The following is a 24,616-nucleotide window of genomic DNA, read 5'->3' as shown; positions in this document are numbered from 1 at the left end:
CGCCGCGGCTCAGTACGGCTTGCGGCCGACGGCGCTCACGCCCTTGGGCGGCACCGACGCGAACAGCCGCGCCGCGCGGCCCTTGAGTTCGAGCAGCTCGCTCGGCGTGACCGAGTAGGTCCCGGCGACGACATTCACCTCGACCCGGAATTCCACGTCGCGGTCACCGTTCGACAGCATCCCCGAGGTGAACTCGTAGTCCTCCTGCTCGGCCGGCAGGCCCTGGGTGCCGATGTCGTAGTCCTCGTAGTCGACGCGCGTGATCTCGCCGCTGGCCATGTCGAGCAGCCCGGAGGAACGGATCACCGTCTCGGACAGCTCGTCGAAAAGAACCACGGGCAACTTCAGATCCACGTCGAGCCTCCTGTACCTTGCATCGGCAAGGCCGCGATTCTAGGCCGGGGCCCGCGGACGGTGCTGCGCCGCGCTCACAGCGTGGCGACGACCGCCGCTGCCATGCGCTGCGCGGCGCCGCGGTGCGCCGCCGAGAACGCCAGTGCCGCCTGCGCCATGCACGCACGCAGCGGCTCGTCGGCAGTGAGCGCGATGGCGCGCAGCACGCCGGCGTCGATGTCGGCCACCCGCTCGGCGGCACCTGCCGCGAGCGAGCGCTGCGCCGCATCGGCAAAGTTGAAGGTGTGCGGCCCCATCAGCACCGGGCACCCGCAGGCGGCCGCCTCGATCAGGTTCTGCCCGCCCAGCGGCTCGAAGCTGCCACCGAGCAGCGCGACGCGCGCGGCCGCATAGTAGGCCGGCATCTCGCGCAGCGTATCGCCCAGCCACACGTCGGCGGCCTGCGCCGCGTCACCGGGCCCGCCGTCGGGCCAGGCGCTGCGGCGCGACAGCGACCAGCCGCCGCGCTCGACCAGCGCAGCCACCTCGTCGAAGCGCTGTGGATGGCGCGGCACCAGCAGCAGCCGCGGGCGCGGCGCGGGCCGGGCCTGCCAGGCGGCCAGCAGCGCGGCCTCCTCGCCCTCGCGCGTGCTGGCCGCCAGCACCAGCGGCCGGCCGCTCGCCTGGGCCCAGCGTTCGCCGAGCCGGCACAGGCCGGCGTCGGGATCCACATCGAACTTCAGGTTGCCCATCACGTCGACACGACGGGCGCCGGCACTGCGCAGGCGTGCGGCATCGGCGTCGGTCTGCGCCAGCACGCGGCCCAGCGCCGCGAAGGCCGGACGCAGCAGCAGCGCGAAGCGCGCGCCGCGCCGCAGGCTCTTCTCGCTGAGGCGCGCATTGGCCAGCAGCACGGGCACGCCGGCCGCGGCGGCGCTGCGCATCAGGTTCGGCCACACCTCGGTTTCCATCAGCACGCCGACCGCCGGTTGCCAGTGGGCCAGGAAGCGGCGCGTCGCGCCCGGCGTGTCGTAGGGCAGCCAGGTCTGGGCGTCACCGGCGCGCAGCAAGGCGGCGCCGGCCTCGCGTCCGGTCGCCGTGCCGTGGGTGAGCAGCAGGCGCAGCGACGGCTGTTCGGCGCGCAGCGCATCGACCAGCGCCTGGGCGGCCCGGGTCTCGCCGAGCGACACGGCATGGATCCACACCGCGCCGGGCACCGCGGTCCCGGCATAGCGGCCGAAGCGCTCGCCGATGGCCTGGCGGTACGGCGGTTCGGCGCGCCCGCGCCACCACAGCCGCAGCGCGTAGACCGGGCTCAGCACGCGCAGCAGGCTGCCGTAGACGAAGCGCGCGAGGCCGGCCTTCAGGTCCATGGCGGCCGCGTGGCGACGGCGCCGCTCAGTGCGCCGCCGCGGCGACCTGCGCGTCCGGCTTCACGGCCCGCAAGGCGGCCATGAACTGCGCCTGGATGCGCTCCAGCGCCGATGCCGTGTGGCCCTCGAAGCGCAGCACCAGCACCGGCGTGGTGTTGGACGCGCGCACCAGGCCGAAGCCATCCTCGAACTCGGCGCGCAGGCCGTCGATGGTGATCACCTCGCTCGCGCCGGGGAACTTGGCCACCTCGCGCAGCCGGGCCACCACCTCGTGGTGCTCGCCTTCGGCGCAGGGCACGTTCAGCTCGGGCGTGCTGTAGCTGGTGGGCAGGGCATTGAGCAGCTTGCTCGGGTCCTTGTGGCGCGACACGATCTCCAGCAGCCGCGCCGCGGTGTAGGTGGCATCGTCGAAGCCGTACCAGCGCTCGCCGAAGAAGATGTGACCACTCATCTCGCCGGCCAGCGGTGCGCCACTCTCCTTGAGCTTGGCCTTGATCAGCGAGTGGCCGGTCTTCCACATCACCGGCTCGCCGCCGGCCTTGCGGATCGCCGCGACGAGGCGCTGTGAGCACTTGACGTCGAAGATGATCGGTGCGCCCGGGTGGCGCTGCAGGATGTCCTGCGCGTACAGCATCAGCTGCCGGTCGGGGAAGATGTTCTGGCCATCGGCGGTCACGACGCCCAGGCGGTCGCCGTCGCCGTCGAAGGCCAGGCCGAGTTCGGCACCGGTCTCCTTCACGGTGCGGATCAGGTCCACCAGGTTCTCCGGCTTGGAAGGATCGGGGTGGTGGTTCGGGAAGTCGCCATCGACCTCGGAGTACAGCTCGATCACCTCGCACCCCAGCGCGCGCAGGATGCCGGGTGCCGAAGCGCCGGGGATGCCGTTGCCGGAATCGACCACGATCTTCATCGGCCGGGCCAGCTTGCAGTCGCCGGTGATGCGGTGCCGGTACTCCGCTCCGATGTCCATCGCCGCCGAGCGGCCCCGGCCCTTCACGTAGTCCTCGGCCTCGATGCGCCGGCGCAGGCCCTGGATGTCCTCGCCGTAGATCGCGCGGCCGGCCAGCACCATCTTGAAGCCGTTGTAGTCCTTCGGGTTGTGGCTGCCGGTGACCTGGATGCCGCTGCGGCAGCCGTACTTTGCGCGCGTGGCGGCCACGTAATACAGCATCGGCGTGGTGACCGGCCCCAGGTCCACCACGTCGAGACCGGTCGAGGCCAGGCCACGGATCAGCGCGGCGGACAACCCCGGCCCGGAAAGGCGCCCGTCCCTTCCGACCGCGACGGCCTTCTCGCCCAGCTTGCGCGCCTCGCTGCCGAACGCGCGGCCGAGGTGCTCGGCGAACTGCTCGTCGATCGTCTTGCCGACGATGCCACGGATGTCATAGGCCTTGAAGATCGAAGCTGCAACTTGCATGCGGGGGTCCGTCCTGATTGAGAAGACTGAGAAGACCGGCGGATTGTAGGGACGCCCCTTGCTCCGGCCCGCCCGATGCCGGGTTCGCCTGCGCCCAGTGCGTCACGCCGACCCGGCCTAAGATCGAGGGCCCGTCACCGTCCGGTCGCTCCGCAGCATCCCGGGCGGCCTTTCCATCCAAGCCCCCATGCCACCTCGTTCCTTCGCCGCCCAGGCCCAGGCCGACACACCGCTCGGTCCGATCACGCTCGCAGCCACCGAGCGCGGCCTCGCGGGCCTCTGGTTCGACGGTCAGAAGCACCATCCGGGCGCGATCGAGGCGCCGGTCGACGCCGGCCAACGCTGGATCGTCCAGGCCCTCGACGAACTCGCCGACTACTGGCGCGACGGTTCGGCACCCTTCAAGGTTGCGCTGGATCCGCAGGGCACGCCGTTCCAGCAATCGGTGTGGCAGGCGCTTCGCGGCATCGCCGCGGGCCGCACGCTCAGCTACGGTGGCCTCGCACAGCAGCTCGGCCGCGCGTCCGCGGTGCGGGCGGTGGGTACAGCGATCGGCCGCAACCCGGTCGCGGTGATCGTGCCCTGCCACCGCGTGCTGGGCACGAGCGGCTCCCTGACCGGCTATGCCGGCGGCCTGGAGCGCAAGGCAGCGTTGCTGCAGCTCGAGGGCAGCCTGCCGTGAAGCCGGCCGACGTGCTCGAGCTGTGCCTGCTGGCGGCGCTCTGGGGCGCCTCCTTCCTGTTCATGCGACTGGGGGCCGGCGAATTCGGCCCGGTGGCGCTGGCCGGGCTGCGCGTGCTGGGGGCCACGCTCTTCCTGCTGCCGCTGCTGGCCGCCCGCGGCCAGCTGGGCGTGCTGCGTGCACACTGGCGCGACATCTTCCTGGTGGGACTCGCCAACTCGGCGCTGCCTTTCCTGGCCTACAGCTATGCGGCGCTCGCCATCACGGCCGGCCTGTCGTCGATCTTCAACGCCACCACGCCGCTGTGGGGCGCGCTGATCGCCTGGCTGTGGCTCAAGGACCGCCTGACGCCATCGCGCGTGCTGGGCCTGCTGATCGGCTTCGGCGGCGTGCTCTGGCTGGCCTGGGACAAGGCCAGCTTCAAGCCGGGCGCCGATGGCACGAGCACCGGCTGGGCCATCGTGGCCTGCCTGGGAGCGACCCTGCTCTACGGCTGGTCGGCCAGCTTCACCAAGAAGCGGCTCACCGGCGTGGCGCCGCTCGCCGTGGCCACCGGCAGCCAGCTGTCGGCGGCGCTCGTCCTCACGCTGCCGATGCTGTGGTTCTGGCCCGCGCGGGCGCCGTCGGCCACCGCTTGGCTGGCGGTCGGCCTGCTGGCGCTGGCCTGCACCGGCGTGGCCTACGTGCTGTTCTTCCGCCTGATCGCGCGCATCGGCCCGTCCAACACGATCGCGGTGACCTTCCTGATCCCGGCGTTCGCTGTGCTGTGGGGCTGGATCTTCCTGGCCGAGGGCATCACCACGGCGATGGTGATCGGCTGCGCGGTCATCCTGGTCGGCACGGCGCTCACGACCGGGTTGGTCACGTTGCCGGTTGGCCGACGCAAGACCGCCGCGGACGCCTGAGGGTCCGGGCCGGCGGGCCCGGCTCAGTCGACCTCGATCAGCAGCGCCGGATCGAACGCCGGGTTCTCCACCTGACCGCGCGGCGCATAGCCGCGCGGATTGGCGACCACGCGGGTCCGGCCGATCCGGTAGTCGAAGCTGTCGTGCACGTGACCGTGCAGCCAGAGCTGCGGCTGCCAGCGCAGGATGCGGTCCTCCAGGTCGGAGACGAAGCAGGCGTTCAGCGGCGAGCCGGCGAACTTGTCCGCGATGCTGCCGCGCGAGGGCGCATGGTGGGTCACCACCACCGTCGGGCCGTCGTGCGGCTCGGCGAAGCGCGCTTCCAGCCAGTCGACGGCCATGTCGAACAGCAGCTGCGACAGCGCGGGCGTGAACAGCGCATCGAAATCCGGCGCCGCGCGGATGCGCGAGAAGTCGCGCACCAGCCCGGTCGCCTGCTGCACGCCGGCGTCGCGCGCCGGCACGCTGTCGAACAGGCGGTAGTCGGACCACAGCGTGCAGCCGAGGAAGCGCACGCCGCCGTGATGCCATGAGTCGCGCTCGAGCACCTGCACGCCGCTGCCCTGCGCCAGTTCACGCAGCTGCCGCAGCGTGCTCACGAGATCGCCACCGTAGAACTCGTGGTTGCCGGCCACGAACAGCGTCGGCTGCGAGAACTGGCGGGCCCAGGCGATCGCGCCGGCCGGCCGCGACACGTCACCCGCCACCACCACCACGTCGGCCGGCGTCGACGGCACGGCCAGCGGCTGCACCGAGAGGTGCAGGTCCGAGTACAGCGCGAGCCTCATGCCCCGGCCGGTTCGTCCGACAGGCGCACCATCAGCTTGCCCTGGTTGCGGCCGTCGAGCAGCATGTTGATGGCGTCGGGCACCCGCTCGAGGCCGTCGACCACGTGCGCGCGATGCAGCAGCCGCCCTTCTCCGGCCCACTGCAGCAGGTGCGCGTAGGCCTCCTTCGGGTCGTGCTCGGGGTCGAGGATCACGAAGCCCTGCATGCGCAGCCGCTTCAGCACCACCTGCACGATGTTGCGCGGACCCGGCACATCGTAGTCGTTGTAGGTCGAGATCATGCCGCAGCAGACGATGCGGCCGAAGTCGTTCATCAGCCCCAGCGCGAGCTCGAGGGTGTGCCCGCCGACGTTGTCGAAGTACACGTCGATGCCCTTCGGGCAGGCCGCGGCCAGCGCCGCGTCGAAGTCGGCCGCGCGGTAGTCCACCGCGGCATCGAAGCCCAGCACCTCGGTCAGGTAGCGGCACTTCTCGGCGCCGCCCGCCACGCCGACGACGCGGCAGCCGAGGATGCGGCCGATCTGTCCGACCAGTGCGCCCACGGCACCGGCGGCGCCGGACACCAGCAAGGTCTCTCCGGCCTTCGCCGCGCCCACCTTGACCAGGCCGCAGTAGGCCGTCATGCCGATATGACCGAGCAGGCTGAAATGGGCCGTGACCGGCAGCGGTGCGATGTCCGGCAAGACAAGCAGGTCCGAGCCATCGCTGATCACGCGCTGCTGGCAGCCGAACAGGCCCTGCACCAGGGTGCCCTGTGCGAATCCAGTGTGCCGCGTGGCCTCGACCACGCCGATGCCGATACCGCGGAACACCTCGCCGGGCTGGATCATCGGCAGGTAGTTGTCGGTCGGGTGCAGCCAGACGCGCATCGTCGGGTCGATCGACAGGTAGATCGTGCGCACCTGCACCTGCCCGTCCGCCAGTGGCGCGAGCGACGCATCGACGAGGCGGAAGTCTTCGTCGCGGATGCGGCCTTCGGGATGGCGGGCGAGCAGCAGTTGGCGGTTGCCGGCGGTGGTCACGGTTGAGTCTCCTGTGGATGGGCCGCTCCTGCGGCGCGGTTGTGGCGAGCAGATCACAAGTCCCCGGGAAACGGAAGCCGTGTAAAGCCTCGGGCCGGCGCCGCGGGGCGCGCGCGCTCGGCGGCGAGCCGTGCACCGGAATTGCAAGGATTTCACACGCCCCCGTCGCGTCGCCCTCGTTTCGGGGGGCCTGCGAAGCCCCATGAACGGCCGCGCCCGCCTACGCTTGCGCAACAGGCAGCAAACCCGAGCGCGGCGCCCCGCGCCATCCTGGAGGGCAGGCATGACGACGGTACAGAAGATCATCTGGGCGGAGACCTTTGCACAGCAATGCCAGGCCCTTTCCGAAGGCCGCGGCAACTTCCACGGCTATCTCGACCTGGCCTACGAGCTGCAACCCAGTGACGGCGCCCTCGATCCGGCCCAGGTGGCCCGGCGCGAGTTCGACCGCCTGAGCCACGCCGAATCCCACCGGCAGGCCGCGCCGACCTGACGCGCTGACCCCGCGGCCGCAGCGAGCGGCCCCAAGCCTCCCACCTCGCCCCGGCCGGCGCCTGCCGGGCGAGTTTCGATATGCGATCCGCTTCGTTGGCCGCGCCAGCGGGCGCCGCTACGCTCCCGGCAACTCGTCATGACAAGTTGCCGATGAACACCTCCCGCGCCGCCCGATCCCCCGCGCCTCCGGTCCGCCTGCCCGGCACGCCGCTGCATGCGCAGATCGAGCGCGAACTCCGCGCGCGCATCCTCGACGGGCGCTATGCGCCGATGAGCCGCATCACTGTGCGCCGAGCGCTGGGCAACCTGCAGAAGGAAAGCCTGATCCTCACGTTGCAAGGCAAGGGCAGCTTCGTCGCCAAGCCCAAAGCCCGGCCGAATCGCTGTCGGCCATGGGTTACGAGGTGCTCAACCAACTGCAGGCGCTGCGATTTCGGCGCGCCGACGCCAGCGTCGCCGAGCGCCTGGATTTGCCTGCGAAGGCGCCAGTGTGCGGCGCATTCGGCGGGCTGGCTCGGCACGGTCGCGCATGCGGCGCTGCCGGCCATGGAACAGACCACTCATGACCCCAACCCCGACGTGCGCAAGCTCGCGCGACTGGCGATCACGCAGATCGGCGCGGCCGACCGGTCGACCGCTCAACCGCCGGGCGGGTCGTACTCGGGGCCGGAGGCCGGCAGCTTGCGCTTCAGGTAGCGCACCACCGACTCGGCGCGCGGACCGACTTGCTGGACGGCTCGACGCAACTGCGCGTGGTCGACGTCCAGCAAGCGACACCAATAGGCGACGTCGACGTCGCGCAAGAGGTCGATGCGCGCGGACGATGCGATCGAAGACGGGTTCGTTTCGACGGCCATGCCAATCTCCTTCGGAGCGATGACGAATCCATTATGGGACGACCCGGCTGACAGCAGGCGCGCTTGCCCCTCGTCTCGCCGTGGTGCGGCCGGACGGCTCGGCATATGCAAAGCCGCAAAGCGTCCTTGCCTACCGGATCGCACCGGCTTAGGGTCAAGGGTTGTTCCGCGACCGCACCACTCCCTCTCGCATGTCAGACCAGAACCCCATGAAAGTCACCAGCATTCTCGGCAGCCCCTCGCTGCGTTCGCGCTCCGGCGCCCTGCTGCAGTTGGCGCAGGCCAGGCTGCAGCCTCACGCGACCACTGCCGAGGCGATCACGGTCCGCGACCTGCCGGGCCAGGCGCTGCTGCAGGCCGAGTTCGCCAACACCGAGATCCAGGCGGCCATCCGCAAGGTGCTGGAGGCGCAGGTCATCCTGGTCGCCACGCCGATCTACAAGGCCGCCTACAGCGGTCTGCTGAAGAGCTTTCTCGACCTGCTGCCGCAGGACGGGCTGCGCGACAAGACCGTGCTGCCGCTCGCCACGGGCGGCAGCGCGGCGCACCTGCTGGCGCTCGACTACGCGCTCAAGCCGGTGCTGTCGGCGCTGGGCGCGCGCGACATCCTCGACGCGGTCTACGCCAGCGATGCGCAGATCCCCACCATGGACGGCCGCTACGAGGTCGACGCGGAGATCGGCACGCGCGTGGACCAGTCCCTGCGCAGCGTCATCGAGCGCGCCGCGCAGTACCGCGCGCAAGCCGAAGCCGCACGCGAGCGCGATGCCGTGCTGGCGCGCGCACGCGGCACGCCCCAGCCGCCGTGGGTGGGCCACAGCGTGCGCTGGGCGGTGTGATCGAGCGCCCCCAAAGCACAACGGGTTGCAACATCGCTGTTGCAACCCGTTGATTTTTTGGCGGAGTGGACGGGGCTCGAACCCGCGACCCCCGGCGTGACAGGCCGGTATTCTAACCAACTGAACTACCACTCCATGTGGTTGGCAGGTTTCACATTGCTGTGCAAGTCCTGCGCTGACTTGGCGTCCCCTAGGGGATTCGAACCCCTGTAATCACCGTGAAAGGGTGGTGTCCTAGGCCTCTAGACGAAGGGGACTGAAACCTTCTGGCAAATCACTTCTCTTTTGAACAGCGCCACCGCAGCTTCAAGCCTTTGGTGGAGGTAAGCGGGATCGAACCGCTGACCTCTTGCATGCCATGCAAGCGCTCTCCCAGCTGAGCTATACCCCCGGCGCTGTTCAAGCGAGACTGAAATTATATGACGATTTTCAGGCTGCTCGCAAGCGAGCCAGCACGGCGTCGCGGGCAAACAGGGCGAGCACGGCATCGACCGACGGCGTCTGCGCGCGGCCGCACACCAGCACGCGCACCGCATGCGCCAGTTGCGGCATCTTCAGGCCATGCTCGGCAAGCGTTGCCTTGAAGGCTTGCTGGATCGATGCGGCATCCCACGCGATCTCGGCGAATCGGACCGCGAGCGATGACAGCGCGGGCTGCACCGCGTCGGTCACGTGGGCCGCAAGGTCCTCGGCGCTCGGCGTCACGTCGCCGAAGTACATCGCCAGCCACTGCGCCAGCTCCACGGTGGTGGCGCAGCGGTCCTTGAACAAGCCGCACAGCTTCGCGAGCCGCTCGTCGGTGGGAGCAGCAAGGTCCAGACGATGCAACTGCAGCGCCACCAGCGGCGCCAACACGGCATCGTCGGTGCGCTTGAGGTGCTGGGCACCGACCCAGCGCAGCTTGGCCTCGTCGAACTGCGCAGCGCTCTTGCCGAGGTGATCGAGGTTGAACCATTCGACCAGTTGCTCGCGCGAGAAGATCTCGTCGTCGCCATGGCTCCAGCCCAGGCGGGCCAGGTAGTTCACCACCGCATCGGCGAGGTAGCCCTCGTCGCGATACTGCGTGACGGGCTTGGCGCCATGGCGCTTGCTCATCTTCTCGCCCTGCTCGTTCAGCACGGTCGGCAGGTGGGCATAGACCGGCGGCTCGTGACCGAGCGCACGCAGGATGTGGATCTGCCGCGGCGTGTTGTTCACGTGGTCGTCGCCGCGGATCACGTGCGTGATCTTCATGTCGGCGTCGTCGACGACGACGCAGAAGTTGTAGGTCGGCGTGCCGTCGGGCCGCGCGATCACCAGGTCGTCGAGCTCGTCGTTGCTGAACTCGATGCGACCCTTGACCTTGTCGTCCCAGGCCACACTGCCACCGATCGGCGACCTGAAGCGGATCACCGGCGGCACGCCCGCCGGCACCGGCGGCAGCGTCTTGCCGGGTTCGGGACGCCAGGTGCCGTCGTAGCGCGGTTTCTGCTTGGCGGCCATCTGGCGCTCGCGCAACGCGTCGAGCTCGGACTGGCTCATGTAGCAGCGGTAGGCGAGCCCCTGCTCGAGCATCCCGGCCAGCACCTGCTTGTAGCGGTCCATGCGCTGCATCTGGAAGAACGGGCCCTCGTCGGCATCCAGGCCCAGCCAGCGCATGCTCTCGAGGATGACGTCGACGGCCTCCTGCGACGAGCGTTCCACGTCGGTGTCTTCGATGCGCAGCACGAACACGCCGCCCGTCGCCCGTGCATAGGCCCAGGGGTAGAGCGCAGAGCGGATGTTGCCGAGGTGGATGAAGCCGGTGGGCGACGGCGCGAAGCGCGTGCGAACGGGGGCTGGGGAGGTGCTGCTCATGCCGTCAGGGTGTCGAGGCCGCGCGCGAGATCGGCCTTCAGGTCGTCCAGGTCGTCCAGGCCGGCCGCCACGCGGATCATGCCCTGCGTGATGCCGGCCGCCAGGCGCTGCGCCTCGGTCAGCCGGCCGTGCGAGGTGCTGGCCGGGTGCGTGATGGTGGTCTTGGTGTCGCCGAGGTTGGCGGTGATCGAGCAGATGCGCGTGCTGTCGATCACGTGGAAGGCGTTGCGGCGCGCGAGTTCGGCGCCCTCGCCCTTCACGATGAAGGACACCACGGCCCCGCCGCAGCCGTTCTGCTGCGCCATCGCCAGCGCGTGCTGCGGGTGCGACGGCAGGCCGGGGTGGTAGACGCGCTGCACCGCCGGGTGCGCCTCGAGCCATCGCGCCAGACCGAGCCCTCGCTCGCTCTGCGCGGCCATGCGGATCGCCAGCGTTTCCAGGCCCTTCAGCACCACCCAGGCGTTGAACGGCGACAGGCTCATGCCGGCGCTGCGCATCAGCGGCACCAGCTTGTCGTTGACGATGTGCGCCGGGCCGCACACCGCGCCGGCCAGCACGCGGCCCTGGCCGTCGAGGTACTTGGTGCCGGAATGGACGATCAGGTCGGCGCCCAGCTTCACCGGCTGCTGCAGCGCCGGCGAGCAGAAGCAGTTGTCGACCGCCAGCAAGGCGCCGGCCCGGTGCGCCACGTCGGCCAGCGCCGCGATGTCGCACACCTCGGTGAGCGGGTTGCTCGGCGTCTCGGCGAACAGCAGGCGGGTCGTCGGCCGCACGGCGGCCTGCCACGCGGCCACGTCGGTCTGCGACACGAAGCTGGTCTCGACGCCGAACCGGGCCAGTTCACCGCCCAGCAGCTTGATGGTCGAGCCGAACACGCTCTGCGAGCAGATCACGTGATCACCGGCCTTCAACAGGCCCAGGCACAGCAACAGGATTGCGCTCATGCCGCTCGACGACGCGATGCAGGCCTCGGTGCCTTCCATCGCCGCCAGGCGACGCTCCATCATCGTGACGGTCGGGTTGCTGAAGCGCGAGTAGACGAAGGCCTCTTCCTCGTTGGCGAAGCGCGCGGCCGCGGTGGCGGCATCGGGGTGCACGAAGCTGCTGGTCAGGTACAGCGCTTCGGAGTTCTCTCCGTACTGGCTGGGCGGCAGGCCCTCGCGCACGGCGAGCGTGTCCAGCCGCACGTCAGCCGGCAGGTCGACGCGCGGGAGCCGCTTGGTGTCGTCGGTGCCCGCCATCAGACCTCCGTGGCGCTCTGCAGCGCCAGCCGCGATGCCGACTCGGCATCTTCTTCCAGTTGCAGCGGCCGCTGCGCAGCCAGTGCCTCGAAGTCGGCGGCGCTCACGTCACCGGTGATGTAGACGCCATCGAAGCACGAGGCCTCGAAGCCGGCCAGGTTCGGGTTCAGCGAGCCGACGGCCTTCTTCATCGCCGCGACGTCCTGGTAGATCAGCGCATCGGCGCCGATGAACTCGCGGATTTCCTCGATGCTGCGGTCGTGCGCGATCAGCTCGCCCTTGGTCGGCATGTCGATGCCGTAGACGTTCGGGAAGCGCACCGGCGGCGCGGCCGAGGCCATGAAGACCTTGCGGGCGCCGGCCTCGCGCGCCATCTGCACGATCTCCTTGCTGGTGGTGCCGCGCACGATGGAGTCGTCGACCAGCAGCACGTTGCGGCCCTTGAACTCCGACACGATCGCGTTGAGCTTCTGGCGCACCGATTTCTTGCGCATGCCCTGCCCCGGCATGATGAAGGTGCGGCCAACGTAGCGGTTCTTCACGAAGCCCTCGCGGTAGGGCTTGCCGAGCTTCTGCGCCAGCTGCATGGCCGAAGGCCGGCTCGATTCCGGGATGGGGATCACCACGTCGATCTCGTTCGGCGGCATGGTCGACACCAGGCGCTGCGCCAGGGTCTCGCCCATGTTGAGCCGCGCCTGGTAGACCGAGATGCCGTCGATCACCGAGTCGGGACGGGCCAGGTAGACGAACTCGAACACGCAGGGATTGAGCGAGGCCTTCGCGGCGCACTGTCGCGCGTGGACACGGCCTTCGAGATCGATGAACACCGCCTCGCCCGGCGCCACGTCGCGCACCATGCGGTGGCCGGTGCCTTCGAGCGCGACCGATTCACTGGCCACCATGACGCTGCGTCCATCAGGGCCTTCCGCATCGCCCAGGCACAGCGGGCGGATGCCGAACGGGTCGCGGAACGCCAGCACGCCGTGCCCGGCAATCAGGCAGACCACCGCATAAGAGCCCTTGATGCGCCGATGCACCGCGCCGACGGCCTTGAAGATTTCGTTCGGCGTCAGTGGCAAGTCGCGGGCCGCGAGTTCGAGCTCGTGCGCCATCACGTTCAGCAGCACCTCGGTGTCGCTGTCGGTGTTGAGGTGGCGGCGATCGACCGCATACAGCTCCTGCTTCAGCGCATGGGCGTTGGTGAGGTTGCCGTTGTGCACCAGCACCAGGCCGAAGGGTGCGTTCACGTAGAACGGCTGCGCCTCCTCCTCGCTGTAGGCGTTGCCCGCGGTCGGGTAGCGCACCTGGCCGAGCCCCACGGTGCCGGGCAATCCGCGCATGTTGCGAGTGCGGAACACGTCTCGCACCATGCCACGCGCCTTGTGCATGAAGAACTTGCGGCCCTTGGCGTCCGGCCCCGCCGTCACGATGCCGGCTGCGTCCTGCCCGCGGTGCTGCAGCAGCAGCAATGCGTCATAGATCAGCTGATTGACCGGTGCCGTGGAGATCACACCGACGATGCCACACATGGACTACCCCTTGAAATGAATATCTCTCAGGCCCGCAGATGCCGCACCACCTCGTGCGGCAGCAGCGGCTTCAGGCCGGCCAGCACCGCCTGCAAGCCCGCCACGCTGTGGGCAGCTTGCCATGCCGGCGATGTCGCCAGCGGCGTCATGGTGACCGCCGTCGCGGCGACCAGCGCCACCAGCACACCGCGCAACAAACCGAACACCGCGCCCAACACCCGATCGAGCGGGCTCAGCGGCGAGGCCTGCACCAGCTTCTTGATCAGCCACGACAGGAAACCCCAGCCGATCAGCACGGCCACGAAGACGATCACGAACGACGCTGCGAGGTTGAGCCCCGAGCCCGGTGCCCCGACCGGAATGCTCGGCGCCATGACCACGCCGAAGGCTTGCGCAGCCACGTAGGCGACCACCCAGCCCAGCAGCGACATCACCTCGTACAGCAGGCCGCGCACCAGACCGACGACGACCGACAGGCCGACCACGGCGAGGAACACCCAGTCGACCCAGCTGACCTGCGCCACGGCGGCGCTCACAGCGTGAGCACGGCCGAATTGAGGCCGGACTGCTTGATCTTGGAGGCCACCTTGTCGGCCTCGCCGCGATCGGCGTAAGGGCCGATGCGCACGCGGATGCGCTTGCCCGATGGGGTCTCGACGACCTGCGTGTAGGTCTTGTAGCCCAGCTTCTCGACACGCGAGCGGGCCTCACGGGCCGATTCGGCCTCACTGTAGGCGCCGACCTGCACGACAAAGCGTGTACTGCCATCGGAGGGCTTGTCGGCAGCCTCGGTCTTGGCCGCGACGACCGCAGGCTTGCCTTCCAGCGCAGCTCTGGCTCGGGCAGCATCGGCGGTCACCGCCGGCTTGGCGGCGGCAGGCTTGCTGGCGGCCGGCTCAGGCTTCTTGTCGGCGGGTTTTGCGGCGGGCTTTTCCGGGGGCACAGCCGCGACACGCGGCGACACAGCCGACGCGGCGACCTCGCGTCCGGCCTCCTCGGCGCTCTCCGTCATGACCGCATCGTCCTTCGGTGCCGTCACAGCGGCCGACGGCAGACTCGCCGGCTTGGTGACCAGCGGCGCGGCAGCGTCCTTGCGAGGAATGTCGATCGGGATGTCGCCCGACAGCGGTCGCGGCGCCGTGTCGAACAGCAGGGGAAAGCCCAACACACCCAGCACCACCAGCACTGTCGCGCCGACCAGGCGGCGACGTGCACGGCCACGCGCGAGTTCGACGGAATCAGCGTCGGTCGGTGAGGCGCCCGACCCGGTGCCGGACTTGCGTTGAAAGAAGGACAGCAGACCCATGCGAGGAGGCTTCCGGGAGGTGATCGACGGCAAGCGCAACGCCCTGCGATGGTTCCGCGATGCAGGCCGTCGGACCTGCACATCGGGTCGGCAACCGCAATGTCAACCCAGGTGCTTGGCAGTGCGGCGTGGCAGCCCGTTCTCGAGCACGCCACCGACGGTGAAGAACGATCCGAACACCACGATTCTATCAGCGGGGTCTGCCGCTTCGAGGGCCGCGACGAGTGCGGCGCGGGGTGCCGGATGCTCGCTGGCCTGCACTTGCGGCGGCAGCGGCGTCACCCCCGGCGCGCGCGCGGCTACGGCCCGTGCGTGCAGGGCCCGGAGTTCCTGCGCCGTCGCAGCGCGGGGCGTCGGCAGATCGCTGAAGTACCAGCGATCGACCAGCGGCAGCAGGCGCGCGAACATGGCCTCGATGTCCTTGTCCTTCATCGCACCGAACACGACGTGGGTGCAGGGGTAGTAGCCCATCTGGTCGAGGTTCTCGGCCAGCGTGGCGACGGCGTGCGGGTTGTGCGCGACATCGAGCACCAGCGTCGGTTCGCCCGGCACGATCTGGAAACGGCCCGGAAGCTCGACCATCGCGAGGCCGTTGCGAACCGCCTGCGCCGTGATCGGCAGCCGGTCTCGCATCGCCTCCAGCGCCGCCAGCACGCCCGAGGCGTTGAGCAGCTGATTTGCGCCGCGCAGGGCCGGATAGGCCAGTCCGTTGTGGCGGCGCGACCGACCGGCCCAGCCCCACTGCTGCTTGTCGCCGCGGTAGTTGAAGTCGTGTCCGAAGCGCCACAGGTCGGCGCCGATCTCCCGCGCGTGGTCGAGCACGCTCTGCGGCGGCATCGGATCGCCGACGATGGCCGGCCGGCCGGTGCGCAGGATGCCCGCCTTCTCGCGCCCGATCGCCTCGCGGTCGGGCCCGAGATAGTCCATGTGGTCGAGGTCGATGCTGGTCAGGATGGCGCAGTCGGCATCGATCGAATTGACGGCGTCCAGTCGCCCTCCGAGGCCGACCTCCAGCACCACCGCGTCGAGCGAGGCCTCGCTGAGCAGCCGCAGGATCACCAGCGTGGTGAACTCGAAGTAAGTCAGCGTCTCGCCTTGGCGGGCCGTCTCGACGGCCGCGAAGTGCGGCAGCAGCGCAGCCGCCTCGACGACTTCGCCGCCGATGCGGCAGCGCTCCTCGAAATGCACCAGGTGCGGCGAGGTGTAGACACCGACCCGATAACCTGAATGCAGCAGGATCGCCTCGAGCATCGCGCAGGTCGAGCCCTTGCCGTTGGTGCCAGCCACCGTGAACACCGGACAGTCGAAGCCCAGCCCGAGCCGCATGCGCACGCGCTGCACGCGCTCCAGCGTGAGGTCGATCGTGCGGGGATGCAGGCGCTCGCAATGGGCCAGCCAGTCGGCGAGCGTGGACGGGGTCGTCATGGAGCGCGAAACGTGGCAAGAGAAGCGGATGGAGACAGGGGCCGCGCTTCATGCGCAAGGGCGGCCGAAGCCGCCCTTCGCCGTGCTGGCGGCTCACCGCCGCCAGCCGAATCGAGCGCGGGACAGGAGAAGGCTCAGGCCACCGCGTCGGCGCTCTGCCGCTGCAGCATCGCGAGCAGGTGGGCCACCGTGCCGCGCAGTTCGCGGCGGTCGACGATCATGTCGAGCGCCCCCTTGTTCAGCAGGAACTCGCTGCGCTGGAAGCCCTCGGGCAGCTTCTCCCGCACGGTGTTCTCGATCACGCGCGGTCCGGCAAAGCCGATCAGCGCCTTCGGTTCGGCGATCACCACGTCGCCCATGAAGGCGAAGCCGGCCGACACGCCGCCCATCGTCGGGTCGGTCAGCACGCTGATGTAGGGCAGCTTCGCCTTCGCCAGCCGCGTCAGGGCCGCATTGGTCTTGGCCATCTGCATCAGCGACAGCAGGCCTTCCTGCATGCGCGCGCCGCCGGTCGCGGTGAAGCAGATGAACGGCGTCTTCTGGTCGATCGCCGCCTCGACGCCGCGCACGAAGCGCTCACCGACCACCGAACCCATCGAGCCGCCCATGAATTCGAACTCGAAGGCGGCAGCGACGACCGGCAGCGTGTGGACCGCGCCGCCCATCACCACGAGGGCATCGGTCTCGCCGGTGGATTCCATCGCCTGCTTCAGGCGCTCGGGGTACTTCTTGCTGTCCTTGAACTTCAGCGGATCGACCGGCACGACCTCCTGGGCCAGCTCGTAACGGCCCTCCGGGTCGAGGAACTTGTCGAGGCGTTCGCGCGCACCGACGCGGTGGTGGTGGGTGCACTTGGGGCAGACGTAGGCGTTCTGCTCCAGGTCGGTCTTGTAGAGCACCGTCTCGCAGGCAGGGCACTTGATCCACAGCCCTTCCGGCACCGAGCGACGCTCGGTCGGATCGGTGGGCTGGATCTTGGGCGGCAGCAGTTTCTCGAGCCAGCTCATGCACGCACTCCTTCGGTTGAAGAATCTAGCGCCTCGCGGATCGAGGCAATGAAGGCGCCACCGACGGCAGCGACGCTCTCGCGCGGCTCGGCTTCCAGCAACTGGACGATGCGCGAGCCGATGACGACCGCGTCCGCCACCGCTGCAAGCGCCTTCGCGGTGGCCGCGTCGCGGATGCCGAAGCCCACGCCGACCGGCACCTTCACGTGCTCGCGGATGCGCGGCAGCATCGTCGCGACGGCGTCGGTGTCCAGGTGCCCTGCTCCGGTCACGCCCTTGAGCGACACGTAGTAGACGTAGCCGCGCGCGATGCGACCCACGTCCTTCATGCGCTGCTCGATGGAGGTCGGGGCGAGCAGGAAGATCGGGTCGAGGTCTGCGCCCAGCAGTTGCGCGGCGAAAGCCTCGCACTCCTCGGGCGGGTAGTCGACCACCAGCACGCCGTCGACGCCGGCCGCCTTGGCGTCGGCGACGAAGCGGTCGATGCCATAGCGCTCGACCGGGTTCGCGTAGCCCATCAGCACCACCGGCGTGGCGTCGTTGTGCGCACGGAAGCCCCGCACCATCGCCAGCACCTGGCCCATCCCGATACCTCGGGCCAGCGCCCGCTCCGAGGCCTTCTGGATCACCGGGCCGTCGGCCATCGGGTCGGAGAACGGCACGCCGAGTTCGATAACGTCGGCCCCGGCTCCGGCCATCGCCAGCATGATGTCGACGGTGGCGTCGGCGTAGGGATCGCCGGCGGTGATGTAGGGAATCAGCGCGGTGCGCCGCTGCGCACGGAGCCGCTCGAAAGTCGCAGCGATACGGCTCATTGCTTCACCTTCTCGCCGCGCGACGACGGCCGGTCGTAGAACTCGGCGCCGGACAGGTCGGCGACGGTGCCGATGTCCTTGTCGCCCCGACCGGACAGGTTGACCAGCAGACTCTGGTCGCTCCGCATCGTCGGCGCCAGTTTCATCGCGTAGGCCACCGCATGGCTGGATTCGAGCGCCGGGATGATGCCTTCGGTGCGGCACAGCCGGTGAAAGGCCTGCAGCGCCTCGTCGTCGGTGATGCCGACGTACTCGGCCCGGCCGATGTCCTTCAGGTAGGCGTGCTCGGGACCGACGCCGGGGTAATCGAGACCGGCGGAGATCGAGTGCGTCTCGATGATCTGGCCGTTCGCGTCCTGCAGCAGGTAGGTGCGGTTGCCGTGCAGCACGCCCGGCGAGCCGGCGCTGAGGCTGGCGGCATGCTTGCCGGTGTCGAGCCCGTGGCCGGCTGCCTCCACGCCGATCAGGCGCACGCCCTCGTGACGGATGTAGGGGTAGAAGATGCCCATCGCATTGCTGCCGCCGCCGACGCAGGCGATCACCGCGTCGGGCTGGCGACCCGCCATCTCCGGCATCTGCCGCAGGCATTCCTCTCCGATGACGCTCTGGAAGTCACGCACCATCTCCGGGTACGGCGCCGGGCCGGCCACGGTGCCGATGATGTAGAAGGTGTTCTCGACGTTGGTGACCCAGTCGCGCAGCGCCTCGTTCAGCGCGTCCTTCAGCGTCTTGCTGCCGCTGTCCACCGGCACCACCCGGGCGCCCAGCAGGTGCATGCGGTAGACGTTGGGCGACTGTCGCTTCACGTCCTCGCTGCCCATGTAGACCACGCATTCCATGCCGTAGCGGGCACAGATGGTGGCGGTGGCCACGCCGTGCTGGCCAGCACCGGTTTCGGCGATCACGCGCGGCTTGCCCATGCGCCGCGCCAGCAGCGCCTGGCCGATGGTGTTGTTGATCTTGTGGGCGCCGGTGTGGTTGAGGTCCTCGCGCTTCAGGTAGATCTGGGCGCCGCCGAGCTCGCGGCTCATGCGCGCGGCGTGGTATATCGGGCTGGGTCGGCCGACGAAATGCGCGAGTTCGCTCTTGAACTCGGCCACGAACTCGGGATCGTCGCGATAGCGCGCGTAGGCGGCCTTCAGTTCATCGAGCGCGTGAATCAGGGTTTCGGCAACGAAGCTGCCGCCATAGCGGCCGAAATGGCCGCTCGCATCGGGTTGCTGGTAGTTCAACATGGTGGGTGCAAAGAAGGTGTCAGATCGCGCTGGCGGCGACACGGGCATCGGCCTCGCGCACTGCCTCGCAAAACCGGCGGACGGCGTCGGCATCCTTGATGCCCTTCGCACTCTCCACGCCGGAACTCACGTCAACGGCCCAAGGCCGCACCTTCAGCACCCCATCGGTCACGTTGGCAGCACTCAACCCACCAGACAAAACGAGCGGAGGGGTGACGCCGGATGGAACGAGTGACCAATCGAAGACCTTTCCGCCGCCGCCGTAGCCCTCGACATGTGCATCGAGAAGCAGGGCCTGGGCGCTCGAGAACTGCTGCGCAAAGTTTAACAAATCGAAACCCGGTGCCATGCGGGCAGCGCGCAGGTAGGGCCTCCCCATCGCATCGCACTGCCCCGGCGTCTCGTCGCCGTGGAACTGCAGCATCAGCGTCGGGATGGCGGCACAGGCGGCGGCCAGTTCGTCCGGCGCAGCGTTGACGAACAGGCCGACCGGCGTCACGAACGGCGGCAGGCGACGCGCCAGCGCCGCAGCGTGCGCCACGGACACCGCGCGTGGGCTCTTCGCGTAGAAGACGAAGCCGATGGCGTCAGCCCCGGCCTCCACCGCCGCGTCGACATCGGCCTCGCGGGTCAGACCACAGATCTTGATGCGGGTGCGCATGGGCTTTCAGGGCAGCCAGTCGAACGCGGGCGTGCGTTCGGGCAGGTCGAGGTTCGCATCGTAGTGCGGACCGAGGAAATACAAGCCATCCGGAGCAAAGGTGGGCGCAGCCAAGCTGCGATCGCCCGCGGCCAGCACCTCGGCCAGCCACTGCGGCGTGCGCGTGCCCTGCCCCACGGCCAGCAGGCAGCCCATCAGATTGCGGACCATGTGGTGCAGGAAGGCGCTGGCCTCGAACTCGAAGCGCCAGTAGGCGCCGCGACGAACGATCTCGATGCGCCTCAGGGTCTTCACCGGGCTGGCCGCTTGGCACTCGGCTGAGCGGAAGGCGCTGAAATCGTGTTCGCCGATCAGGTGGGCCGCCGCCTCGCGCACAGGCGTCGCATCGAGTGGCCGGAACACCCAGCCGACCGCACCGGACTCGATGGCCGGCCGCACGGGCGACTCCAGCAGCAGGTAGGCATAGCGCCTTCCACGCGCGCTGTTGCGCGCGTGGAAGGCGGCATCGACTGGCCGGCACCATTGCACGGCGATATCAGGAGGCAGGTAGCGGTTGGTGCCGCGCACCCAGGAGAAGGGCTTGCGCTCGATCTCGGTGTCGAGGTGCACCACCTGGTTGAGCGCATGCACGCCCGCGTCGGTGCGCCCGGCGCACACAGTGCGCACCGGTCGATCGGCGAAGCGGGCCAGTGCCTCCTCGACCCGGTCCTGCACCGTGAGTCCGTCGGGTTGGCTCTGCCAGCCCCGGTAGGCGCCGCCGCGATAGCTCAGGCCCAGGGCCAATCGCATGGCCCGGAGCCCGGCTGGAGACGGTCAGCGACCGAACCGACCCGGTTCAGCCGATGTCCTTCAGCATGCTCTGGGCCTTGGCCTTGAGCGTGCCGCCGGACTGAGTCACGACTTCCTGCAACAGGTCGCGGGCGCCTTCGAGATCACCGATCTGGCGGAACTCCTCCGCCAGTTCGAGCTTGCGGGACAACGCCTCATCGGTCGCTTCGTCGCTCGGCAGATCGAAGTTGCCGAGGTCGGGCAGCGACTCATCGGCCACGGTGGTGGTCGTGGCCGACGCGCCGGGCTCGTCGAGTGAGAGCGACGGCAGGTCGAAGTCGAACCCAAGGTCCGGCGAGGCGGTCGGGGCCGCCGCGACCGGCAGCGGCTGGGTGCGCTCCGGTGCCGAAGGCCGCGGGGTCTCGTCGAGCGCGCCGGGCACCGACACGTCCAGGTCGAGGTCGACGCCGGGGTCCTCGAGGATCTCCGAACGCTGCGCATCGAAGCGCGAGGGCGACGGCAACACCGATTGCGGCATCGTGCTGGCGCCGAGCGCCTCAACCACGGCGCCGCCGTCGACCGGTGCACCGGGCGGGCGACCACCCGGCTGGAACAGCGGGTTCTCGGGGTCGATACCGGCGCCGAGTTGCTGCGCGCGCAGCCAGTCCTCGCCTTCACCACCGGTCAGCGCATAGAGCTGCGTGGCGAGCAGTTCGAAGCCCTTGGTGTCGCGGCGTTTCGCATAGACCTCGAGCAGCTTCAGCCGGATCGCCATGCGCTCCGGACTCGATCGCATCGCTTCCTTGAGGATCTCTTCGGCCTGAAGATCGCGGCCGTAGGCCAGGTAGACATCGGCCTCGGCCACAGGGTCCACGTCACCGATCGCATCGAGCTGGCTCAGAGAGTAGCTCATCGATGACGGCACGCCGGTCGCATCGCGGGTGTCGACGCGCTGCCCACCACTCGCACCGAAGAACGAATCCGGCTGCAGGCGACTTTCGAGGAACGAGGTCTCGCCGCTGTCGCGCTTGCCCTGGCGCATGCGGTAGAAGCCGAAGCCGGCGAGGAGCGCGACCAGCACGCCGATACCTGGTAGCAGCAACGGGTTCTCGAGCAAGCCATCGAGGAAGCTCGGGCTCGCGCTGGGTGCCGGTGCCGGAGCAGTTGCCGGCTCGCTGGCTGCCGTCGACGCCGGTGCAGCAGCGACCGGCGGCGCTTCGGCGGGTGCCGAGGCCACCACCGGAGGCACTTCCGGGCTGGGCGCCGGGGCGGGCGCGGGGGCAGGCGCCGGCGCGGGGGCAGGCTCGGGAGCCGGAGCCAGAGCCGGGACCGGCGCGGGAGGCGGGACCGGCGCGGGAGGCGGCGGAACGGGAACTGGTGCGGGTGCCGGAGCGGGCTTCGGCGGCGTCGGCGGGACGACCACAGGCGCGGGCACGCTGACCCCCGGCTTGGCCGCCGCAGCTGAAGCCGCCGAACCGGCCGCGGCCGCTCCCTGCAATTTCTTCAGTTCCTCGACGTTCTTGGCCAATTCGGCCACACGGGTGGAGCTGTCCTTCTGCTCGCGGCCTTTGGCCACCTGGTCTTCCGGCCCCGGCTTGCTGGCACCGACCGCACCCTTGCTCAAGGTCAGCTTGTCCGGCGTACCGCCGGCAGCCGTCTTGCGGTCCTGCACGTCCGCCTGCACCTTGCCCGCCGCAGAGCGGCTGCTGTCCGGCGCCGCCGCGGTGGGCACGCCACCGGCGAGCTTGGCACGGTAGGCACCGAAGTCGGCGCTCTGCGCCTGGATCACCTGCCGGGCATCGGACGGCGTGATGGCCTGAGTCTCTTCACCGGACGGAACATTGAGCACGGCGCCGGCCTTGAGCCGGTTCATGTTGTTGCCGAGGAAGGCGCCGGGGTTGCTGCGATAGAGCGCCACCAGCATCTGGTCCAGCGACACGCCGGGCTGCTGCGTGCGAGTGGCGATGCGGTACAGCGTGTCGCCCGCCTTGACGCGGTACTCGGACGCGGCACCTGTGCCAGCCGGCTCGGCCGCCGCGGCGCGCGGTGCCGGGGCCGGACGTGGAGCCGGAGCCGGCGCCGGTGCGGCGACGGTCGGGCTGGCGGGGGCCGCCGCACGGGGCGGCAGCGGTGCCGCGACGGCGGGCGCCGACGACGGAGCCGGTGAGATGACCGCCGGCGCGGACGCGGGCGCCGCAGCACGCGTGGCCGGCGGATCGAACAGCATGGTGAATTCGCGCACCAGGCGCCCCGACGACCAGTTCAATTCGAGGATGACGTCGACGAAGGGCTCGCCGACCGGGCGATCGCCGGTCAATCGCAGGTAGGGCCGGCCATCGGCGCGGCGCTGCAGCGTCACGTTCGCCGCCGACAGCGCGGCGTTGTAGTCGACCCCGGCCGCACGGTAGGCATCAGGCGACGCCACCTTCACCTTCAGGCTCGACGCCTCTTCCGGCGTGAGCGCGGTGACGTCGATCTCGGCCCGGAGCGCCTCCCCGAGTGCGGACTGAACCGACAGACGTCCCAAGCCCAGCGCCGCCGCGTCGATCGGCATCCAGGCGCAAACCGCCAGCGCTGCGACAGCGACGGCGTTCAGTGTTCTGGGTGCACGAGCCTGCCCGACGCGGTTCTTTCGTTCTTTCAAGGCGCCTCCCAAATACGAAATCCAAGCGTCGCGCGATGCGACTCGTTGTCCGCCGGTGCCGTGGCGAAACGCCGGGCACGCCGAGCTGAAATGACTGAAATCACAATAACATCAAGCAGATACGGTGACAAGCTCATGCTCCGCGTGACGTCTTCGTGACCGTGGCGACCTGCGCACCCGAGACGGCTTCGTTGTCACTCTGCAACGTCTCGGTCCCAGGCAGTGCACTGCGGGTCGCTCAAGCCTGCAGCAGGATGCGCAGCATACGCCGCAGCGGCTCGGCCGCACCCCACAACAACTGGTCGCCGATCGTGAACGCGCCCAGGTATTCCGGGCCCATCGCCAACTTGCGCACGCGCCCGACCGGAATGCCAAGTGTGCCGGTCACGGCCACCGGTGTCAGGTCGCGGATCGTCGCCTCGCGCGTGTTCGGCACCAGCTTGACCCAATCGTTGTCCTGGGCGATCAGGGCCTCCACATCCGCCAGCGGCACGTCCTTCTTCAGCTTGAAGGTCAGCGCCTGGCTGTGGCAGCGCATGGCGCCGACACGCACACAGAAGCCGTCGACCGGGATCGCCGGCGTGCCAAAGCCTTCGCCGATGCCGAGGATCTTGTTGGTCTCGGCGCCTGCCTTCCATTCCTCGCGGCTGACGCCGGCGCCGAGGTCCTTGTCGATCCACGGAATCAGCGAGCCGCCCAGCGGCACGCCGAATTGCTGGGTCGCCTCGGCCGACAGGCCACGCTGCGTGTCGATGACCTGGCGGTCGATCTCGAGGATCGCGCTCTTCGGGTCGTCGAGCAGCGCACGGACCGAGGCGTTCAGGGTGCCGAACTGCGTCAGCAGTTCCCGCATGTGCTGCGCGCCTCCGCCCGAGGCCGCCTGGTAGGTCATCGAGCTCATCCACTCGACGAGGCCCGCCTTGTACAGCGCGCCCACGCCCATCAGCATGCAGCTGACCGTGCAGTTGCCGCCCACCCAGTTGCGCCCCCCCTGGGCGAGCGCGTTCTCGATGACCGGCAGGTTCACCGGGTCGAGGATGATGACGGCATCGTCCTTCATGCGCAGCGTGGAAGCGGCATCGACCCAGTGGCCCTTCCAGCCCGCGGCGCGCAGCTTGGGGAAGACCTCGGTGGTGTAGTCGCCGCCCTGCGCCGTGATGATGATGTCGCAGCGCTTGAGCGCCGCGATGTCGTGCGCATCCTGCAGGCGCGTCTCGTTCTTCGCCATCGAGGGCGCGGCGCCGCCCGCGTTGCTGGTGCTGAAGAACAGCGGCTCGATGAGGTCGAAGTCGCGCTCCGCGACCATGCGGTCCATCAGCACGGAGCCGACCATGCCGCGCCAGCCGACCAATCCTACGAGTGCCATGTGATTGCCTTTCCAGTTCGAGAATCCGGACCCCACTTGCCCGGCTCGTGTCGCCGGGGTCCAGGAAGGTGG

The 24,616-nt window shown here is 69.5% G+C and carries 24 protein-coding genes and 3 tRNA genes; 5 read left to right on the top strand and 22 right to left on the bottom strand.

Annotated elements, in window-relative coordinates; genetic code table 11:
- Positions 1 to 9 precede the first annotated feature (9 nt).
- From C1M51_RS17120 to C1M51_RS17110, 3 genes are all read right to left on the bottom strand, one after another.
- The gene (locus C1M51_RS17120) at positions 10 to 354 is read right to left on the bottom strand and encodes a hypothetical protein (RefSeq protein ID WP_129451680.1); all 345 of its coding nucleotides are present in this window, start codon (positions 352 to 354) and stop codon (positions 10 to 12) included.
- Positions 355 to 428: 74 nt separating this feature from the next.
- Entirely contained in the window at positions 429 to 1,706 is a 1,278-nt protein-coding gene (locus tag C1M51_RS17115) for a 3-deoxy-D-manno-octulosonic acid transferase (RefSeq protein ID WP_129451678.1), read from the bottom strand.
- Between the two features lie 25 nt (positions 1,707 to 1,731).
- Complete coding sequence (locus tag C1M51_RS17110; protein WP_129451677.1) at positions 1,732 to 3,123, bottom strand: phosphomannomutase/phosphoglucomutase; 1,392 nt, start codon at positions 3,121 to 3,123, stop codon at positions 1,732 to 1,734.
- Positions 3,124 to 3,310: 187 nt separating this feature from the next.
- On the opposite strand from C1M51_RS17110, the gene C1M51_RS17105 reads away from it, so the two are divergent.
- Complete coding sequence (locus C1M51_RS17105) at positions 3,311 to 3,805, top strand: methylated-DNA--[protein]-cysteine S-methyltransferase (RefSeq protein WP_129451675.1); 495 nt, start codon at positions 3,311 to 3,313, stop codon at positions 3,803 to 3,805.
- Complete coding sequence (locus C1M51_RS17100; protein WP_129451673.1) at positions 3,802 to 4,710, top strand: DMT family transporter; 909 nt, start codon at positions 3,802 to 3,804, stop codon at positions 4,708 to 4,710. The genes C1M51_RS17105 and C1M51_RS17100 overlap by 4 nt, the downstream gene beginning before the upstream one ends.
- Before the next feature lie 23 nt (positions 4,711 to 4,733).
- Here the strand turns inward: C1M51_RS17100 and C1M51_RS17095 are convergent, their stop codons facing one another.
- Positions 4,734 to 5,498, bottom strand: a complete 765-nt coding sequence (locus C1M51_RS17095; protein ID WP_129451671.1) for a metallophosphoesterase — start codon at positions 5,496 to 5,498, stop codon at positions 4,734 to 4,736.
- Positions 5,495 to 6,520: an NADP-dependent oxidoreductase gene (locus C1M51_RS17090; RefSeq protein WP_129451669.1), complete on the bottom strand. Its 1,026-nt coding sequence runs from the start codon at positions 6,518 to 6,520 to the stop codon at positions 5,495 to 5,497. The genes C1M51_RS17095 and C1M51_RS17090 overlap by 4 nt, the downstream gene beginning before the upstream one ends.
- A 283-nt stretch (positions 6,521 to 6,803) precedes the next feature.
- Here C1M51_RS17090 and C1M51_RS17085 point away from each other — a divergent pair, with 283 nt between their 5' ends.
- Positions 6,804 to 7,013, top strand: coding sequence for a hypothetical protein (locus C1M51_RS17085; protein ID WP_129451667.1), 210 nt, complete (start codon positions 6,804 to 6,806; stop codon positions 7,011 to 7,013).
- 152 nt (positions 7,014 to 7,165) lie between these two features.
- Positions 7,166 to 7,711, top strand: a complete 546-nt coding sequence (locus tag C1M51_RS19310) for a GntR family transcriptional regulator (RefSeq protein WP_242499811.1) — start codon at positions 7,166 to 7,168, stop codon at positions 7,709 to 7,711.
- Here C1M51_RS19310 and C1M51_RS17075 read toward each other — a convergent pair.
- Positions 7,654 to 7,872, bottom strand: coding sequence for a DUF3606 domain-containing protein (locus tag C1M51_RS17075; protein WP_129451665.1), 219 nt, complete (start codon positions 7,870 to 7,872; stop codon positions 7,654 to 7,656). The genes C1M51_RS19310 and C1M51_RS17075 overlap by 58 nt on opposite strands.
- 209 nt (positions 7,873 to 8,081) lie before the next feature.
- Between C1M51_RS17075 and ssuE the strand changes: the two genes are divergently transcribed.
- A complete protein-coding gene (gene ssuE, locus C1M51_RS17070; protein ID WP_129451664.1) occupies positions 8,082 to 8,711 on the top strand; it encodes an NADPH-dependent FMN reductase in 630 nt (209 codons plus the stop codon).
- 58 nt (positions 8,712 to 8,769) lie between these two features.
- Here the strand turns inward: ssuE and C1M51_RS17065 are convergent.
- The 16 genes from C1M51_RS17065 to asd all read right to left on the bottom strand — a co-directional run bounded on the left by C1M51_RS17065 (position 8,770) and on the right by asd (position 24,544).
- Positions 8,770 to 8,846: transfer RNA gene (locus C1M51_RS17065), tRNA-Asp, on the bottom strand.
- Positions 8,847 to 8,892: 46 nt separating this feature from the next.
- Positions 8,893 to 8,968: transfer RNA gene (locus C1M51_RS17060), tRNA-Glu, on the bottom strand.
- Between the two features lie 58 nt (positions 8,969 to 9,026).
- A tRNA-Ala gene (locus C1M51_RS17055) sits at positions 9,027 to 9,102 on the bottom strand.
- A 38-nt stretch (positions 9,103 to 9,140) separates the two neighbouring features.
- Positions 9,141 to 10,547, bottom strand: a complete 1,407-nt coding sequence (gltX, locus tag C1M51_RS17050) for a glutamate--tRNA ligase (RefSeq protein ID WP_129451662.1) — start codon at positions 10,545 to 10,547, stop codon at positions 9,141 to 9,143.
- On the bottom strand, positions 10,544 to 11,788 hold the full coding sequence (locus C1M51_RS17045; RefSeq protein WP_207207769.1) for an O-succinylhomoserine sulfhydrylase: 1,245 nt from the start codon (positions 11,786 to 11,788) through the stop codon (positions 10,544 to 10,546). Before C1M51_RS17045 ends, gltX begins: the two co-directional genes overlap by 4 nt.
- Complete coding sequence (gene purF, locus C1M51_RS17040; protein WP_129451660.1) at positions 11,788 to 13,317, bottom strand: amidophosphoribosyltransferase; 1,530 nt, start codon at positions 13,315 to 13,317, stop codon at positions 11,788 to 11,790. Before purF ends, C1M51_RS17045 begins: the two co-directional genes overlap by 1 nt.
- A gap of 26 nt (positions 13,318 to 13,343) precedes the next feature.
- On the bottom strand, positions 13,344 to 13,853 hold the full coding sequence (locus C1M51_RS17035) for a CvpA family protein (protein WP_242499810.1): 510 nt from the start codon (positions 13,851 to 13,853) through the stop codon (positions 13,344 to 13,346).
- Entirely contained in the window at positions 13,850 to 14,623 is a 774-nt protein-coding gene (locus tag C1M51_RS17030) for an SPOR domain-containing protein (protein ID WP_242499809.1), read from the bottom strand. The genes C1M51_RS17035 and C1M51_RS17030 overlap by 4 nt, the downstream gene beginning before the upstream one ends.
- Before the next feature lie 102 nt (positions 14,624 to 14,725).
- Positions 14,726 to 16,048, bottom strand: coding sequence for a bifunctional tetrahydrofolate synthase/dihydrofolate synthase (gene folC / locus C1M51_RS17025; protein ID WP_129451656.1), 1,323 nt, complete (start codon positions 16,046 to 16,048; stop codon positions 14,726 to 14,728).
- Between the two features lie 134 nt (positions 16,049 to 16,182).
- Positions 16,183 to 17,055: an acetyl-CoA carboxylase, carboxyltransferase subunit beta gene (gene accD / locus C1M51_RS17020; RefSeq protein WP_129451654.1), complete on the bottom strand. Its 873-nt coding sequence runs from the start codon at positions 17,053 to 17,055 to the stop codon at positions 16,183 to 16,185.
- Entirely contained in the window at positions 17,052 to 17,870 is an 819-nt protein-coding gene (gene trpA / locus C1M51_RS17015; RefSeq protein ID WP_129451653.1) for a tryptophan synthase subunit alpha, read from the bottom strand. Before trpA ends, accD begins: the two co-directional genes overlap by 4 nt.
- The gene (trpB, locus tag C1M51_RS17010; protein ID WP_129451651.1) at positions 17,867 to 19,105 is read right to left on the bottom strand and encodes a tryptophan synthase subunit beta; all 1,239 of its coding nucleotides are present in this window, start codon (positions 19,103 to 19,105) and stop codon (positions 17,867 to 17,869) included. Before trpB ends, trpA begins: the two co-directional genes overlap by 4 nt.
- A gap of 19 nt (positions 19,106 to 19,124) precedes the next feature.
- Positions 19,125 to 19,766, bottom strand: coding sequence for a phosphoribosylanthranilate isomerase (locus tag C1M51_RS17005; protein ID WP_129451649.1), 642 nt, complete (start codon positions 19,764 to 19,766; stop codon positions 19,125 to 19,127).
- Positions 19,767 to 19,772: 6 nt separating this feature from the next.
- Entirely contained in the window at positions 19,773 to 20,555 is a 783-nt protein-coding gene (gene truA, locus C1M51_RS17000; protein ID WP_129451647.1) for a tRNA pseudouridine(38-40) synthase TruA, read from the bottom strand.
- 46 nt (positions 20,556 to 20,601) lie between these two features.
- Complete coding sequence (locus C1M51_RS16995; protein WP_242499808.1) at positions 20,602 to 23,088, bottom strand: FimV/HubP family polar landmark protein; 2,487 nt, start codon at positions 23,086 to 23,088, stop codon at positions 20,602 to 20,604.
- Positions 23,089 to 23,416: 328 nt separating this feature from the next.
- Positions 23,417 to 24,544, bottom strand: a complete 1,128-nt coding sequence (gene asd, locus C1M51_RS16990; protein ID WP_129451643.1) for an aspartate-semialdehyde dehydrogenase — start codon at positions 24,542 to 24,544, stop codon at positions 23,417 to 23,419.
- Between the last annotated feature and the right edge of the window lie 72 nt (positions 24,545 to 24,616).

The organism is Methylibium sp. Pch-M (genome assembly GCF_004136295.1).
Taxonomy (GTDB): domain Bacteria; phylum Pseudomonadota; class Gammaproteobacteria; order Burkholderiales; family Burkholderiaceae_C; genus Methylibium; species Methylibium petroleiphilum.
Note: the sequence above shows the minus strand (reverse complement) of the source record. Positions and strands in the feature narration are given on the sequence as shown.

What these genes read in the sequence shown, in the direction of transcription:
- C1M51_RS17115 (WP_129451678.1), bottom strand. Translation starts at nt 1,706, where the DNA reads ATGGACCTGAAGGCCGGCCTCGCGCGCTTCGTCTACGGCAGCCTGCTG.
- C1M51_RS17110 (WP_129451677.1), bottom strand. Translation starts at nt 3,123, where the DNA reads ATGCAAGTTGCAGCTTCGATCTTCAAGGCCTATGACATCCGTGGCATC.
- C1M51_RS17105 (WP_129451675.1), top strand. Translation starts at nt 3,311, where the DNA reads ATGCCACCTCGTTCCTTCGCCGCCCAGGCCCAGGCCGACACACCGCTC.
- C1M51_RS17095 (WP_129451671.1), bottom strand. Translation starts at nt 5,498, where the DNA reads ATGAGGCTCGCGCTGTACTCGGACCTGCACCTCTCGGTGCAGCCGCTG.
- C1M51_RS17085 (WP_129451667.1), top strand. Translation starts at nt 6,804, where the DNA reads ATGACGACGGTACAGAAGATCATCTGGGCGGAGACCTTTGCACAGCAA.
- C1M51_RS19310 (WP_242499811.1), top strand. Translation starts at nt 7,166, where the DNA reads ATGAACACCTCCCGCGCCGCCCGATCCCCCGCGCCTCCGGTCCGCCTG.
- C1M51_RS17075 (WP_129451665.1), bottom strand. Translation starts at nt 7,872, where the DNA reads ATGGCCGTCGAAACGAACCCGTCTTCGATCGCATCGTCCGCGCGCATC.
- ssuE (WP_129451664.1), top strand. Translation starts at nt 8,082, where the DNA reads ATGAAAGTCACCAGCATTCTCGGCAGCCCCTCGCTGCGTTCGCGCTCC.
- gltX (WP_129451662.1), bottom strand. Translation starts at nt 10,547, where the DNA reads ATGAGCAGCACCTCCCCAGCCCCCGTTCGCACGCGCTTCGCGCCGTCG.
- C1M51_RS17045 (WP_207207769.1), bottom strand. Translation starts at nt 11,788, where the DNA reads ATGGCGGGCACCGACGACACCAAGCGGCTCCCGCGCGTCGACCTGCCG.
- purF (WP_129451660.1), bottom strand. Translation starts at nt 13,317, where the DNA reads ATGTGTGGCATCGTCGGTGTGATCTCCACGGCACCGGTCAATCAGCTG.
- C1M51_RS17030 (WP_242499809.1), bottom strand. Translation starts at nt 14,623, where the DNA reads ATGGGTCTGCTGTCCTTCTTTCAACGCAAGTCCGGCACCGGGTCGGGC.
- folC (WP_129451656.1), bottom strand. Translation starts at nt 16,048, where the DNA reads ATGACGACCCCGTCCACGCTCGCCGACTGGCTGGCCCATTGCGAGCGC.
- accD (WP_129451654.1), bottom strand. Translation starts at nt 17,055, where the DNA reads ATGAGCTGGCTCGAGAAACTGCTGCCGCCCAAGATCCAGCCCACCGAT.
- trpA (WP_129451653.1), bottom strand. Translation starts at nt 17,870, where the DNA reads ATGAGCCGTATCGCTGCGACTTTCGAGCGGCTCCGTGCGCAGCGGCGC.
- trpB (WP_129451651.1), bottom strand. Translation starts at nt 19,105, where the DNA reads ATGTTGAACTACCAGCAACCCGATGCGAGCGGCCATTTCGGCCGCTAT.
- C1M51_RS17005 (WP_129451649.1), bottom strand. Translation starts at nt 19,766, where the DNA reads ATGCGCACCCGCATCAAGATCTGTGGTCTGACCCGCGAGGCCGATGTC.
- truA (WP_129451647.1), bottom strand. Translation starts at nt 20,555, where the DNA reads ATGCGATTGGCCCTGGGCCTGAGCTATCGCGGCGGCGCCTACCGGGGC.
- C1M51_RS16995 (WP_242499808.1), bottom strand. Translation starts at nt 23,088, where the DNA reads ATGCCGATCGACGCGGCGGCGCTGGGCTTGGGACGTCTGTCGGTTCAG.
- asd (WP_129451643.1), bottom strand. Translation starts at nt 24,544, where the DNA reads ATGGCACTCGTAGGATTGGTCGGCTGGCGCGGCATGGTCGGCTCCGTG.